This window comes from Amycolatopsis minnesotensis, from assembly GCF_039529815.1.
Lineage (GTDB): Bacteria > Actinomycetota > Actinomycetes > Mycobacteriales > Pseudonocardiaceae > Amycolatopsis > Amycolatopsis minnesotensis.
In genome coordinates this window covers 44,191-57,468 of record NZ_BAAANN010000024.1, presented here as the reverse complement: position 1 = coordinate 57,468, position 13,278 = coordinate 44,191, and the positions used below count along the sequence as shown (strand labels likewise).

Sequence of the window (13,278 nt, the reverse complement as noted above, 5' to 3'; positions counted from 1 at the left end):
TCATCGGGATGACCTGATGCTGCGCCGGGCACCTTCGCGGACAACGGCTGCGGCAACGTGTGGCGCGGCGACAAGTCCGATCTCGGTGGCGCCGGGGAGTACGCGATCAAGATCAGCTCGGTGTCCAAGTGCAAGGCGAAGCCGGACGTCGTGCATGCCTCCAACACCGTCACCGGTGCGAAGTCGGGCCTGACCAACATCCCGGTCACGCCGTGAGCTGACCGGCCGCGGCGCTGGTTGTGTCCGATGTGGACGCACCTCGCCGCCGCGGTCACGGGGTTCGGACCATGGTGTGCTGGTGGACCCGCGCGCCGTGGTACCGGATGCCGGGCACCAGCGGGTCCGGGCCGTGCTGGACGAAGCCCATGCGTTCGAAGAAGCGCACGGCACGGGTGTTCTCGCGCAGGGTCTGCAGGTGGCAGCCGGTTTCGCCGAGCACGGCGAGCCAGCGCCGCACGAGCCCCTCGGCGGCACCGGTACCGCGTGCCGCCGGTGCCACGTTGATGTGCAGGTGCGCCGGCCACCGCGGGTCGTCGAGTTCGCCCGCCACGGGCAGGCGCCGTAACGCCGCCCACGCCAGGTCAAGGAGGCTGCGCGCGAAGAACGCGGCAGGCTGCCGGCGGAAGGACAGGCGGTACTTCCTGATGGCGTCGTTGATCCGGGCCCTCTCGCTGGGGAACACCGAGCCGTCCGCGCAGCCCACCAGGTAGCCGACCAGCGCGCCGTCGGCCACCGCGACGAACGCCGCACCCGCGTCGAGGTCGAGATAGGGGTGGAGGTAGATCGCCGCTTCGGACTCCTCGTGCCCCCACAGCGAAGCAGTCGGGGAGCCATCCCCCGCGTAGCCGAACAGCGCCCGCAATTCGGTGCGGTCCGCCTCCGCGAACGCGCGGATCTCTGCCATGTCATCCCCCGGGTGCCGTGTCCTGCTCCCCGCCAGGGTAGCCGCGTTCGTCCGGTTTCGGCAGCGGTGCCCGATGCGTCCGTACGGGCGGCAGGTCTTGACCAAGTACCCGAATTCTTGTTAAGAAGGTTTCTTAACAATTGAAGACGGCACGACTTCCTCACACCGCCGCCATGGTATTCGAGGAGTATGACGTGAACGCACGCCTTGCCACCGTGTCCACCGCGGCGGCCGTACTGGTGCTCACCCCGTTGCTCACGGCCAGCGCGCAGGCCGCCGATATTCTGCTCTCCCAAGGAAGACAGGTCGTTTCCTCGACCATGCGGGACGCCTCGTCCGGCGCCGGCAACGCCGTGGACGGCAACGCCGCGACGAGCTGGAGGAGCGCGGACCGGCCCGATCCACAGTGGATCAGGATGGACCTCGGCCAGCGCGCCGCCGTGCACCGGGTGCGGTTGACCTGGGGCGCCGGTCCGGCCGCCGCGTACCGCGTCGAAGTGTCCGACGACGGCAGCCAATGGCGGCAGGCGAGCCTGGTGACCGATGGCGACGGGGGTGTCGACGACCTCACCGGCCTGTCCGCGCACGGCCGGTTCGTGCGGGTCGTCGACCTGGCTCCCGGCACCGGGCATCCGCTGGGCGAGCTGGCGGTCTACGGCATCCCGGACTCCACCGGCGACGGTACGGCTCCCACCGCGGGCACCGGGTCCGTGTCGTCGCAGGCGGGCGCGATCACCGCGACGACGGCCGGACTGAGCTGGGCGGAGGCCACCGACGACGTCGGCGTCACCGGGTACGACGTGCTCCGCGACGGGAAGGTGATCGCCACGACCACCACGCCCGCCTACACCGACACCGGTCTCACCCCCGGTACCGCGTACCGGTACACGGTCAGGGCGCGCGACGCGGCCGGGAACACGTCCTCGTCGGCCGGCGAGCTGAAAGTGACCACCCCGCAGGGGAAGGCGGGCACCTACGTGCTCGCCGCGGCCGGCGACATCGCCGCGCAGTGCACCGCGAGCGACTCGAAGTGCGTGCACCCCAAGACGGCGGCGCAGGTGGGCGCGATGAACCCGAACGCGGTGATCACGATGGGCGACAACCAGTACGACGACGCCCACATCGAGGACTTCCAGAAGTACTTCGACAAGACGTGGGGCAGGTTCAAGGACATCATGCACCCCGTCCCCGGCAACCACGAAACCTACGACCACACCCCGCTCGGCGCGTACAAGAAGTACTTCGGCAAGATCGCCACGCCGCAGGGGAAGACCTACTACAGCTGGGAACTCGGCAACTGGCACTTCGTCGCGCTGGACTCCACCCAGTTCGACAAGGAGTTCACCGCGGGCAAGTCCGAACAGCTCGACTGGCTCAAGCAGGACCTGGCTGCCAACAAGAAGGGCTGCGTGGCCGCCTACTACCACCACCCGCGGTTCAGTTCCGGTGACCACGGCGACAACAGGACCGTCGCCGACATCTGGTCCACTTTGGTCAAGGGCAAGGTGGACCTGGTGCTCAACGGGCACGACCACCACTACGAGCGGTTCGCGCCGCAGAACGTGGACGGCCGCAAGGACCCGAACGGCCCGGTGCAGATCATCGGCGGCACCGGCGGTATGGACCTGTACCCGGTGCACGCCGAGCACCCGTCGACCGAGAAACTGCTCTCGGCGTTCGGCGTGCTCCGGCTGGACCTGACCGACACCGGCTTCGCCACGAAGCTGCTCGGCACCGACGGGTCCACTTTGGACAGCAGCCCGGCTTACACCTGTCACTGACGGCCTCGACGGGACTCCTGGTCATCCTCGGGTGACCAGGAGTCCACTCAGGACTCATCCACCGGCCACCGCGTCCAGTCGGCGGCCGTCACGACGTGGCCAGGGGAGCAGGGATGTACATCGCGACCAGCCGCAGCGCGGATTCGGCGGCAGGAATACCCGAAGCAAGGAGCGCCGCGCGCCGCAGGGTGAGCGGCAACGTGCTCGCACTGGGCATGGTCAGCATGGTCACCGACATCTCGTCGGAGATGGTGACCGCGGTGCTGCCGGTCTACCTCGTGCTCGGGCTCGGGCTGAGCCCGCTGCAGTTCGGCGTGCTCGACGGGCTGTACTCCGGCGTGACCGCGCTCGTGCGGCTCGCAGGCGGGCACGTCGCCGACCGGTTCGGCCGGTTCAAGGCGGTCGCGGGGTTCGGCTACGGCCTCTCGGCGGTCTGCAAGCTCGGCCTGCTGGCCGCGGGTTCCTCGGTCGGGGCGATCGGTGCGGTGCTCGCCGCCGACCGGACCGGGAAAGGGCTGCGGACCGCACCCCGCGACGCGTTGATCTCGCTCAGCAGCGAGCCCGAGTTCCTCGGCCGGTCGTTCGGGGTGCACCGCGCGCTCGACACGGTCGGCGCGTTCCTCGGGCCGCTCGTGGCGATGACCGTGCTGTGGCTGAGCCTCGGCAGCTACGACGCGGTGTTCTTCACGAGCTTCTGCGTCGCCGCGCTCGGGGTGCTGGTGCTCTTCGTGGCCGTGCGGGACCGGAAGAAAGCAGCGGCCGTTCGCGCGAAGCCCTCGCTCGCGGAGTCCGCCGGCCTGCTGAAGATCGCGTCGTTCCGGCGCATCTGCTGGTGGGCCGCGCTGCTCGGGCTCGTCACGGTCAGCGACTCGTTCGTCTACCTGCTGCTGCAGCGTCGATCGGACCTCGCGCAGGTGTACTTCTCGCTGCTCCCGCTGGGCACGGCGGGGGTGTACCTGCTGCTCGCGGTGCCGCTCGGCCATCTCGCCGACCGGATCGGGCGGTGGAAGGTGTTCCTCGGCGGGCACGTCGCGCTCGTGTGCGCGCTACTCACACTGGTCGGCCCGTTCGACGGCGTGCTGCTCGCGGTCATCGCGCTCGCACTGCACGGCGTGTTCTACGCGGCCACCGACGGCGTGCTGATGGCGGCCGCGGGTCCGTCGTTGCCGGAGCACCTTCGCGCGAGCGGGATGGCGCTGGTCCAGACCGGGCAGGCGACCGCGCGAATGGTTTCCTCCGTGCTGTTCGGGGCAGCCTGGACGGCGTGGGACCTGTACCCGGCCGTGCTCGTGACCGCGGGCGTGCTGGCGGTGGTGGTGCTCGCCGCCGCCGTCGCGAGGCCGTTGCGCCGGGCGGGGGTGTCCGCGTGAAGGGGCGCTCCCGCTGGTTGCCCGTGCTGGTGACCGTGCTCCTGCTGGCCGGGGCCGCGGTCGGCTACACCTGGTACGCCAGGGAAAAGACCGCGCGGCACGGCGATGTCAACGTGGTCCCGGTGGTGTCCGGGCAGGCGCTGTCGGTGCCGTCGCCGGGGCAGGTCCTGTTCCGCAACACCGCGGCGGGGCCGGATCACGGCCGGGTGGCGCAGGTGCCGGTTGCCACGCCCGGCTCACCACGGCACACGGCAGACCTGTCGTGCGACCGGTTCGCGGCCTCCGGCGGGAAGGCGCTCTGCCTCGCCGCGCGCCCCGGTGTGCTGCCGCCGATCACCGACGTCACCGTGCTGGACCGGGACCTGCACGTGCTCCGGACCTTCGACCTGCCGGGTTCTCCCAGCAGGGCAAGGCTTTCGCCGTCCGGGCGGATGGCGGCGTGGACGCTCTTCGTCACCGGTGACTCCTACGCGGCGACCGGATTCTCGACCAGGGCGGGCATTCTCGACACCGAGACCGGGGAACTGGTCAAGACGGTCGAGGAGATCCCGGTGCAGCTCAACGGGGAGCAGTACTTCGCCGCCGACGTGAACTACTGGGGGATCACCTTCTCCTCGAACGATGACCGGTTCTACCTGACGATGGCGAGCAGGGGGAAGACCTACCTGGTGGAGGCCGATTTCCGCGCCTATCGCGCGCGAGTGCTGCGCGAGAACGTGGAATGCCCGTCGCTTTCGCCGGACGGCACGAGGGTGGCGTTCAAGAAACGGGTGGCAGCGGATGCCGCGGCGCCGTGGCGGCTGGCCGTGCTGGAGCTGGCGACCGGGAAGGAAACCCTGCTCGCCGAGACCCGAAGCGTCGACGACCAGGCCGCCTGGCTGGACGGGAAGACCGTGCTCTACGCGCTTCCCGGTCGTGCTGGGAGCAGCGACATCTGGTCGGTGCCCGCCGACGGCACCGGTGCCGCCGCCCTGTTCGTCACCGGGGGTGCGTCGCCCGCCGCCGGGATGACCTAGTCGTCAGTGGACACTGCCCGGGTGGGGTACCTTGCCGGGGAGTGGACGCGAAGACTGGGGAGCGTGCGATGACCGATTCGTTCGACCGGGGCCTGGCCCTGATCCAGAAGCTGGGCGGGCTGGAGCGCCCCGCGGTGCTCGACCTGTTCGCGAGCATCGGCGAGCCCGGCTTCGGCGAACGGTGCGTCGGGTTCATCTACGGCGAGGTCTACCACCGCGAGGGGCTTTCGCTGCCGGAACGCCAGCTCGTCACGGTCGGCGCGTTGACCGCGCTCGGGTACGCGTCATCCCAGCTTCGGTTCCACGCGAACGCCGCGCTGAACGTCGGGTGCACCCGACGACAGGTCACCGAGGCGATCACGTGTGCGGGGGAGATTTCGGGTTCGCCCGCGGACGAGGTGGTGCAGGAGCTGGCGACTCGTGATTCGGGTTCGCGCGGGTTGAGCCCGGTGGAGCGGGAAACCGTCGCGGTCGCGGCCTGCGTCGCGTTGGGATCCGCCTCGTCCCGGCTGGAGACGCATCTGCACGCGTTGCTCGCGATCGGCGGTACGCGGAAGCAGATCGTCGAAACGTTGCTGCACCTCGCCTTCTACGTCGGATTCCCCGCCGCGCTGAACGCGATGGCCGTTGCAGGGGACGTGTTCGGCGGGGAGTGACGGCCCCGGGTCAGTCTGCCGGAGCGGGTGGGGTTGGCCGTTGCCCGGTCACGAGGTTCCTGGTCTGCGCGACGACAGTCTCCTGCCATTCCCCGGGGACCACGGCGAACACACCGTCATCGATGGTGCGCAGGGCCTGCTCCGCGACGTCGGCGGGGTCTTCCCCTTCGGTGGACATGCCGGTGGCGACTAGCGCGGGGCAGATCATGCTGATCGTCACCGGTGTGCCCACCAGTGCCATCGCCGCATGCTCGGTCAGTGCGACGACCGCGTGTTTCGACGGACCGTAGGCGCCGCCGCCGGGGAACGCGGTCAGTCCGGCCAGTGAGCCGGTGATCAGCACGTGCGCCGGTTCGCCTGTGGCGAGTAGCTTCGGGACGAATGCGCGCAGGCCGTTGACGATACCGTTGACGTTGACGGCGAAGACGCGGTCCCAGTCGTCGGGCGGGACTTCCCATGGTGCGCCGAGGTTGGTTCCTACGATTCCGGCGTTGAGGCAGATCAGCCGGGCTTGCGGTGTCTGCGCTGCCAGGGACTCCATCGCTTGGGGGTCGGCTACGTCGGTTCTTATCGGGGTTGCGTCGAGGCGGCTTGCGGTCCTGTCGAGGTTGGTGGTGTCGATGTCGGCTAGTACCAGGGTGGTTCCTCTGGTGTGGAGGGCTTCGGCTAGGGCTCGGCCGATTCCGGTTGCGGCGCCGGTGATTACTGCGGTTGCGGGTTGCATGGGGGTAGTTTAGTGGATCTTGTTCTTTTTGCTGGTGCGGTGCGGGTTCCCCACGGACCGGACATGGTGGTCGGCTTTCGTTCGTGGGGCTGCGGTGGTGGTTGTGGTTGGGACGCTTCGGCTTTGGGCGGGCAGTCGTTGTGCGGCGGTGGCGTAGTGGGGGAGCTACGGTGGCGACGTGAACTTGTCCTCGCGATGGCTGCTGAACCAGCCGGAACTCGGGTTGGCACTGGTCGCGGGGGAGGCCGGTCTCGATCGCCCGCTGCGCTTCGCGCACAGCATCGACCTGGCCGACCCCGTCCCGTGGCTCTCCGGCGGGGAACTGGTGCTGACCACCGGCGCGCACCTGCCGGAGCGAGCGGCCGATTACGTGCGCGGTCTCGACAGCGCGGGGGTGGCGGCGTTGGGCTTCGGTGTCGGGCTCTCCCACGACACCGTTCCCCGGTCCATTGTGGAGGTCGCGGACGAGCTGGGGCTGCCGGTGCTCGAGGTCCCGTTGCCGACGCCGTTCGCCGCGGTCACCAAGGCGGTGCTGGACCGGCTCGCCGAACTGCGGTACGAGGAGGTGCTCCGGGTTTCCCGCGCGCAGCCCCGGATGACCCGCGCGGCGCTGCGGCACGGCGCCGGCGGCATCGTCCGCGAACTGTCCGCCACGACCGGGGCGGCCACCGTTTTCCTCGGGCCGGACAAGGAAGTCGAGGCCACTTGCTCTCGTGCGGCACCGGCCGATGTCGAGGAGGTGGTGGCGCTGGCCGGCACGGCGACCGGTTCGGCCGTCGTGACCGAGGAGCGGGCCATCAGCGTGCACGCGGTCGGGGTCGGTGGTTCCCTGCACGGCTGGCTCGCGGTCGTCGGCGAGCAGTCGCTCGGTCCCGCCGAGCAGGTGCTGCTCGGGCACGCGGCGTCGTTGCTGGCGCTGGACAAGGAGAAGCCGCGACGGCTGCGCGCCGAGCGGAACCGGCTCGGCGCGACCCTGCTCGGGTTGCTGCTGTCCGATCCTGCCTTGGAACCACAGCTCCGATCGCAACTCGCCGACGTGGTGGACCCCGCGACCGGTATCCGCGTTCTCGTGGTTCGCGCGGATGATCCGGAGCCGGTTCTCTCCGAAATCGACGGCGCGCTGACCGAGCGTGATCTTCCCCTGCTCGCGCGGGAATCGGGCGGCGAGGCGGTCGTTCTGCTGCCAGGCGGGTTCACCGGGGACCAGGTCACCGCGCTGTCGCCCGCTCTTGCGCGCGCCGGGTTGAGCGGCCCCCATCCGCTTTCCGCGCTCCGAGAAGCACTGTCGGAGGCGAGGTTGGCCGCTGCTGCGGGCGAAGACCACCTCACCGAGTTCGGATCGCTGGCCGGTGGAGCACTTCTCGCCGCACCCGGCAGCAGGGCGGTTCTGGACTCCGTCGCCGAAGGCACGATCTCGAAACTGCACGAGCACGATCCCGTCCTGGTCACCTCGCTGCGGGCGTTCCTGGAAGCCAACGGGCAGTGGGAAACCGCGGCGGCCGCGATCGGTGTGCACCGGCACACCCTGCGCAACCGGCTGGACCGGGCGGCCGACGTGCTCGGGTGCGATCTCGGTTCGGCGCGGGTGCGAGCCGAACTCCTGCTCGCCGCACTGGCCTGGGACGCACGCCCGCGCTAATCGAGGTGCGCCTCGACCGGACGCGGCACTATGGTTGCCCCATGGCATCGGTCAAACAGTTCCAGGTCACCTTCGACTGCGCGAATCCCGAGCGGGTCGCTCGTTTCTGGTGCGAGGTGCTGGGGTACGTCGTACCGCCGCCACCGGAGGGGTTTGCCACCTGGGGCGAGTTCGATCGCTCACTGCCACCCGAGCGCCAGGGATCGGGGTTCGCTTGCGTCGATCCCTCGGGCGTGGGCCCGCGACTGTTCTTCCAGCGCGTTCCCGAAGGGAAGGTCGTCAAAAACCGGGTGCACCTCGACGTGCGGGTCGGCACCGGGCTCGTGGGCGAAGAGCGCCTCGCCGCGCTCAAGGCCGAGTGCGAACGACTGGTCGCGCTCGGCGCGGTATGCGTCCAAGTGCTGGTTGCCGATGGTTTCAACGAGTCCTGCATCGCGATGCAGGACATCGAGGGCCACGAGTTCTGCATCGACTGAGGCAGCCTCCGGCCGGAAACGACGACCGGCACCGGCTAGCGATACGCCGGAATCCCCGTCAAAGCCTGCCCCAGCACCAAAGTGTGCACCTCCGATGTGCCCTCGTACGTCAGCACGGATTCCAGGTTGTTCGCGTGGCGGAGCGGCGCGTACTCGGTGGTGATCCCGCTGCCGCCCAGTACGGTGCGGCACTCCCTGGCGATCGCGAGCGCCTCCCGCACGTTGTTCAGCTTGCCCGCGCTGATCTGCTCGCCCCGGATCGTGCCGCGGTCCTTCAGCCCGGCGAGGTGCAGTGCGAGCAGCATCGCGCAGTTCACCGATACCGCCATATCGGCGAGTTTCCGCTGGGTGAGCTGGAATCCCGCGATCGGCTTGCCGAACTGCGTGCGCGTCTTCGCGTAGCCGAGCGCGCATTCGATCGAGTCCCTGGCCGCCCCGACCGCGCCGAACAGGATGCCGAACCGGGCTTCGTTCAGGCAGGACAACGGTGCGGACAGCCCGCGCGCCAACGGCAACAGCGCGCTGCCGGGCAGGCGGACACCATCGAAGACGAGTTCCGCGGTGACCGACGCGCGGAGGGAAAGCTTGTGCCCCAACGATCTCGCGGTGAATCCCGGGGTGCCCGCGGGGACCAGGAAACCCCGGATCCCGTCCTCGGTGCGGGCCCACACCGTCGCCACGTCCGCGATCGAGCCGTTGGTGATCCACATCTTGCTGCCGTCGAGCACCCAGTCGTCGCCGTCGCGGACGGCACGGGTGCGCATGCCGCCGGGGTCCGAACCGAAGTCCGGCTCGGTGAGCCCGAAGCAGCCGATGGCCCCACCCGCCGCCATGCGGGGCAGCCACTCGGCCTTCTGCTCGTCGGAGCCGTACCGGTGGATCGAGTACATGGCCAGCGAGCCCTGCACCGAAACGAAACTGCGGAAACCGGAGTCGGCGGCTTCGAGTTCGAGGCAGGCCAAGCCGTACCCCAGCGCGCTCACGCCGGCGCAGCCGTGCCCGTCCAGGTGCATTCCGAGCACGCCCAGCTTGCCGAACTCCCGCGCCAGCTCGCGCGGGAACTCCCCGGATTCGTACCATTCGCGGATTCCGGGCCGGAGGCGGTCTTCGGCGAACTTGGCCACGGTCTCCTGGATGTCCCGTTCCTCCGGCGGGACGATCGACGGAATGTCGAGCAGGCGCAGCGGGTCGGTCATGATCGGTCTCCTGTGGATAGTGGGGTGTCCAGCCAGGCCGCGAGATCCTCGGTGTGCTCGCCGAGCCGTGGCGGTGGCCGGTGGTAACCGGGCGGGGTCCGTGACAGCCCGATCGGGTTGGCGACCAGGTCGCCGTCACGGGTCGGGACGAGCGGTTCCAGGCCCAGGTCCCCGGCGAGGGCGAACGCTCCGGCGAGATCGTTGACCGGGCCGCACGGCACGCCCAGCGGGCTGAGCGTCGCGAACCAGTCGTCCGCGGTGCGGGCCGTGAGCCGCTCGGTGATCAGCTCGGTCAGTTCGCCCGCGTGCTCGACCCGCTGCGTGTTCGTGGCGAAGCGCGGCTCCTCGGCGAGCCCGATTCCCTTGCACAGCGCGGCGAACTGGCGATCGGTGCCGACGGCGAGCACGATCGGCCGGTCGGCGGTGTCGAACACCGCGTACGGCGCGATCGACGGATGCCGGTTGCCCATGGCCGACGGCACGACGCCGGCGAGGGTGTACCCGGCGCTCTGGTTGACCATGCCGGACAGCAGCGTGCTCAGCAGGTTCACCTCGACGAGCTGGCCCTCGCCGGTCCGCTCGCGGTGCCGGAGCGCGGCGAGGATCCCGACCGCGGCGTGCAGGCCGGTGAGCACGTCCACCAGCGCGACGCCGACCTTCACCGGTTCGCCCGGCGCGGGCCCGGTGACGCTCATCAGCCCGCCGACCGCCTGCGCCAGCAGGTCGTACCCCGGCAGCGTCGCGCCGCCGCCCGCGCCGAAACCGGTCACCGAGCAGTACACCGCGCGGGGGTTCAGCGCGCGGACGCGCTCGTGGTCGAGCCCGTGCCCCGCCATGGTTCCCGGCCGGAAGTTCTCGATCACCACATCGGCACGGCGCACCAGCTCCGCCGCCCGCCGCTGCCCGTCCGCGGTGCGCAGGTCGAGCGCCAGCGAGCGCTTGTTCCGGTTCACCGAAAGGAAGTAGGTCGCCTGGTCACCGGCGAACGGCGGGCCCCACGCCCGGGTGTCGTCTCCGCCGTCCGGCCGCTCGACCTTGATCACGTCCGCGCCGAGGTCGCCGAGGAGCATGGTCGCGTAGGGCGCGGCGAGCACCCGCGAGAAGTCGGCCACGAGCAGGCCGTCGAGTGCCCCGTCGATGGTCATCCGTTCCTCCTGTCCGCCTTGGCCGGGCCAGCATCACCCGCGCACCGGTGCGTGGGCACTCGACACGATGTCCATTCCTCGCGTCCGGAGATGGACGCCTTGTCGATCGTTCCGCCTCGGCCCGGCACCTACCGTGGTCCGCGATTCAGCCGGAGAGACGGAGGTATGGGCGTGGTCGAGCGGGAAAGCGGGCCAGGATTGGCGCAGGTTCGCCGGGTGCGCACCGAGATCCCCGGCCCGGAGTCGGCGAGACTGCTGCGGCGGCAGCACGCGGCACTGCCTGCCGGGGTGGGCTCGTCCCTGCCGGTGTTCGTCACCGAGGCGGGTGGCGGGGTGGTCGTCGACGTGGACGGCAACTCGTTCATCGACTTCGGCAGCGGGATCGCGGTGACCACGGTCGGTAACGCGGCACCGCGCGTGGTCGAGCGGGCGGCGGGCCAGCTGGCCCGGTTCACCCACACCTGCTTCCTCGTCAACCCGTACGAGTCCTATGTGGAGGTGTGCGAGACGCTGAACCGCCTCTCGCCGGTGCCGGGCGAGAAGCGCACGTTCCTGGTGAACACCGGCGCGGAGGCGGTGGAGAACGCGGTCAAGATCGCGCGCGCCGCGACCGGCCGTCCCGGGATCGTGGTGTTCGACCACGGCTACCACGGGCGGACGCTGCTCACGATGAGCATGACGGCCAAGAACGCACCGTACAAACAGGGTTTCGGCCCGTTCGCGCCCGAGGTGCACCGCGCGCCGATGGCTTACCCGTACCGGTGGCGCGGTGACCGGGAGCGGTGTGCCGAAGAGGCCGCCGCCGCGCTGGCCGACCTGCTCGACCGGCAGGTCGGCGCGGCGAACGTGGCGGCGGTCGTCGTCGAGCCGATCCAGGGCGAGGGCGGGTTCATCGTGCCGCCGACCGGTTTCCTGCCCGCGGTGGCCGAGATCTGCGCGGCCCGCGGCATCCTGCTGATCGCCGACGAGGTGCAGACCGGTATCGCGCGCACCGGCGCCCTGTTCGCCTGCGAGCACGAGGGCATCCGGCCGGACCTGGTGACGACCGCGAAGGGCCTCGGTGGCGGTCTCCCGCTCGGTGCCGTCACGGGCAGGGCGGAGCTGATGGACGCCGTGCCGCCCGGTGGGCTCGGCGGCACGTTCAGCGGCAACCCGGTCGCCTGCGAGGCCGCGCTGGGCGTGTTCGACGAGATCGAGCGGCACGACCTGGTGCGCAGGGCGGGTGAGATCGAACGCGTCATGCGGCCGGCGCTGGCGGAACTGGCCGAGCGGCATCCCTTCATCGGTGACGTGCGGGGGCGCGGCGCGATGCAGGCCGTGGAGATCGTCCGCGGGCCGGACGGGACGCCCGATCCCGCGCGGACCGCGGAGATCAGCGGGCGCTGCCACCGCGACGGCCTGCTCACCCTCACCGCGGGCAGCCACGGCAACGTGCTCCGCTTCCTCCCTCCGCTGTCCATTTCGGACTCACTGCTCGCGGAGGGCCTGGAGGTGCTGGCGAAAGCGCTCTAGGGCGCCACCCGGAACGCCCGTCGGTAGGCGCCGGGGGTCGTGCCGACGAGCCCCTGGAAGCGGCGGCGCTCGTGGCGACGTCACCGTGGCCGATGTAGAGCGCGTCCGGTTCCGCACCGCCGGCGGGGGCGTTCCTGCACGCCCCGGCGCGCACCTGGCACCTGCCCGCGAGCGCGACCGGGTGCACCCTGTTCCTGTTCTACCCGGAGGGCTGACCGCCGAGGTCCGAGCGCGGGTCGACGGCGGCCATCAGGTCGGCGAGGTGCGGGCAGCCGCCCGTGGCGAGGTCCGCGCGCACCCGGTCGCGGACCTCGGGCGCCATGTCCTGGCTGAGCTTGAACAGGGCGCGGGCTTCGGTCACGTGCACCTTGAAGGACACCACGTGCTGCACCAGCGAGGCGAACTTCTCCCTGGACGCGGTCATGTCCCACGGCGGGTTCCGCATCGATTCCAGTGCCCGCACGGTTTCCTCGACGACGAACAGCGATTCCTCGCGGCTGTCGGTCAGCTCGACCCTGCCGGTGAGGTGTACGGCCGCGTAGTTCAGGGTCGGGACCGCGGGCTCGTGGCCGTAGGTGCTGGGGGAGACGTACCCGTGCTGGCCGGAGAAGACGAGCAGGATCTCCGGTTCCGCCGCGAACTGGGTCCACTGTGGATTCTTCCGCGCCAGGTGCCCGATCATGGTCACGCCGTCGAAGGTGGGCGGAACCTCGTCGTGCCGGGGAAAGATCACCGGGACGTGCGTGGCGACCGGGGCGCGGCCCGGTTCGGCGCTGATCACCACGGCGAACGGGTTGCGCCGGACGAGGTCCACCTCCATCGACGGCGACGGGGCGACGTAGGGCCCGTAGACGCGCAT

Annotated in this window: 13 protein-coding genes and 1 pseudogene; 9 read left to right on the top strand and 5 right to left on the bottom strand. The window is 70.4% G+C overall.

The genetic code is table 11. The features are described from left to right. Nucleotides 1-57 precede the first annotated feature (57 nt). Complete coding sequence (locus ABD256_RS27565) at nucleotides 58-216, top strand: hypothetical protein (protein ID WP_344425023.1); 159 nt, start codon at nucleotides 58-60, stop codon at nucleotides 214-216. A 55-nt stretch (nucleotides 217-271) separates the two neighbouring features. Here ABD256_RS27565 and ABD256_RS27560 read toward each other — a convergent pair whose 3' ends face one another. Beyond that, on the bottom strand, nucleotides 272-904 hold the full coding sequence (locus tag ABD256_RS27560) for a GNAT family N-acetyltransferase (RefSeq protein WP_344425020.1): 633 nt from the start codon (nucleotides 902-904) through the stop codon (nucleotides 272-274). 194 nt (nucleotides 905-1,098) lie between these two features. Here ABD256_RS27560 and ABD256_RS27555 point away from each other — a divergent pair, with 194 nt between their 5' ends. From ABD256_RS27555 to ABD256_RS27540, 4 genes are all read left to right on the top strand, one after another. Beyond that, entirely contained in the window at nucleotides 1,099-2,685 is a 1,587-nt protein-coding gene (locus ABD256_RS27555; RefSeq protein WP_425546527.1) for a galactose-binding domain-containing protein, read from the top strand. A gap of 113 nt (nucleotides 2,686-2,798) precedes the next feature. Next, nucleotides 2,799-4,055, top strand: a complete 1,257-nt coding sequence (locus ABD256_RS27550; protein ID WP_344425017.1) for an MFS transporter — start codon at nucleotides 2,799-2,801, stop codon at nucleotides 4,053-4,055. Further along, complete coding sequence (locus ABD256_RS27545) at nucleotides 4,052-5,071, top strand: TolB family protein (RefSeq protein WP_344425014.1); 1,020 nt, start codon at nucleotides 4,052-4,054, stop codon at nucleotides 5,069-5,071. Before ABD256_RS27550 ends, ABD256_RS27545 begins: the two co-directional genes overlap by 4 nt. Before the next feature lie 68 nt (nucleotides 5,072-5,139). Continuing rightward, nucleotides 5,140-5,727 (top strand): carboxymuconolactone decarboxylase family protein, encoded by a 588-nt coding sequence (locus ABD256_RS27540; protein ID WP_344425011.1) that lies wholly within the window; start codon nucleotides 5,140-5,142, stop codon nucleotides 5,725-5,727. Between the two features lie 10 nt (nucleotides 5,728-5,737). Here ABD256_RS27540 and ABD256_RS27535 read toward each other — a convergent pair whose 3' ends face one another. Then, on the bottom strand, nucleotides 5,738-6,451 hold the full coding sequence (locus ABD256_RS27535; RefSeq protein WP_344425008.1) for an SDR family NAD(P)-dependent oxidoreductase: 714 nt from the start codon (nucleotides 6,449-6,451) through the stop codon (nucleotides 5,738-5,740). Nucleotides 6,452-6,629: 178 nt separating this feature from the next. On the opposite strand from ABD256_RS27535, the gene ABD256_RS27530 reads away from it, so the two are divergent. Next, on the top strand, nucleotides 6,630-8,090 hold the full coding sequence (locus tag ABD256_RS27530) for a PucR family transcriptional regulator (protein ID WP_344425005.1): 1,461 nt from the start codon (nucleotides 6,630-6,632) through the stop codon (nucleotides 8,088-8,090). Between the two features lie 41 nt (nucleotides 8,091-8,131). After that, nucleotides 8,132-8,566, top strand: a complete 435-nt coding sequence (locus ABD256_RS27525; RefSeq protein WP_344425252.1) for a VOC family protein — start codon at nucleotides 8,132-8,134, stop codon at nucleotides 8,564-8,566. A 35-nt stretch (nucleotides 8,567-8,601) separates the two neighbouring features. Here the strand turns inward: ABD256_RS27525 and ABD256_RS27520 are convergent, their stop codons facing one another. Then, the gene (locus tag ABD256_RS27520; RefSeq protein ID WP_344425002.1) at nucleotides 8,602-9,762 is read right to left on the bottom strand and encodes an acyl-CoA dehydrogenase family protein; all 1,161 of its coding nucleotides are present in this window, start codon (nucleotides 9,760-9,762) and stop codon (nucleotides 8,602-8,604) included. Continuing rightward, nucleotides 9,759-10,907 (bottom strand): CaiB/BaiF CoA transferase family protein, encoded by a 1,149-nt coding sequence (locus ABD256_RS27515; RefSeq protein WP_344425000.1) that lies wholly within the window; start codon nucleotides 10,905-10,907, stop codon nucleotides 9,759-9,761. Before ABD256_RS27515 ends, ABD256_RS27520 begins: the two co-directional genes overlap by 4 nt. 165 nt (nucleotides 10,908-11,072) lie before the next feature. On the opposite strand from ABD256_RS27515, the gene gabT reads away from it, so the two are divergent. After that, complete coding sequence (gabT, locus tag ABD256_RS27510) at nucleotides 11,073-12,419, top strand: 4-aminobutyrate--2-oxoglutarate transaminase (protein ID WP_344424997.1); 1,347 nt, start codon at nucleotides 11,073-11,075, stop codon at nucleotides 12,417-12,419. Nucleotides 12,420-12,538: 119 nt separating this feature from the next. Then, nucleotides 12,539-12,634, top strand: a pseudogene (locus ABD256_RS27505) (cupin domain-containing protein); the annotation flags it as partial. Here ABD256_RS27505 and ABD256_RS27500 read toward each other — a convergent pair. Next, nucleotides 12,619-13,278 carry an FMN-binding negative transcriptional regulator gene (locus tag ABD256_RS27500; protein WP_344424994.1) on the bottom strand — a complete coding sequence of 220 codons (660 nt, stop codon included), beginning with the start codon at nucleotides 13,276-13,278 and terminating at the stop codon, nucleotides 12,619-12,621. The pseudogene ABD256_RS27505 and the gene ABD256_RS27500 overlap by 16 nt on opposite strands.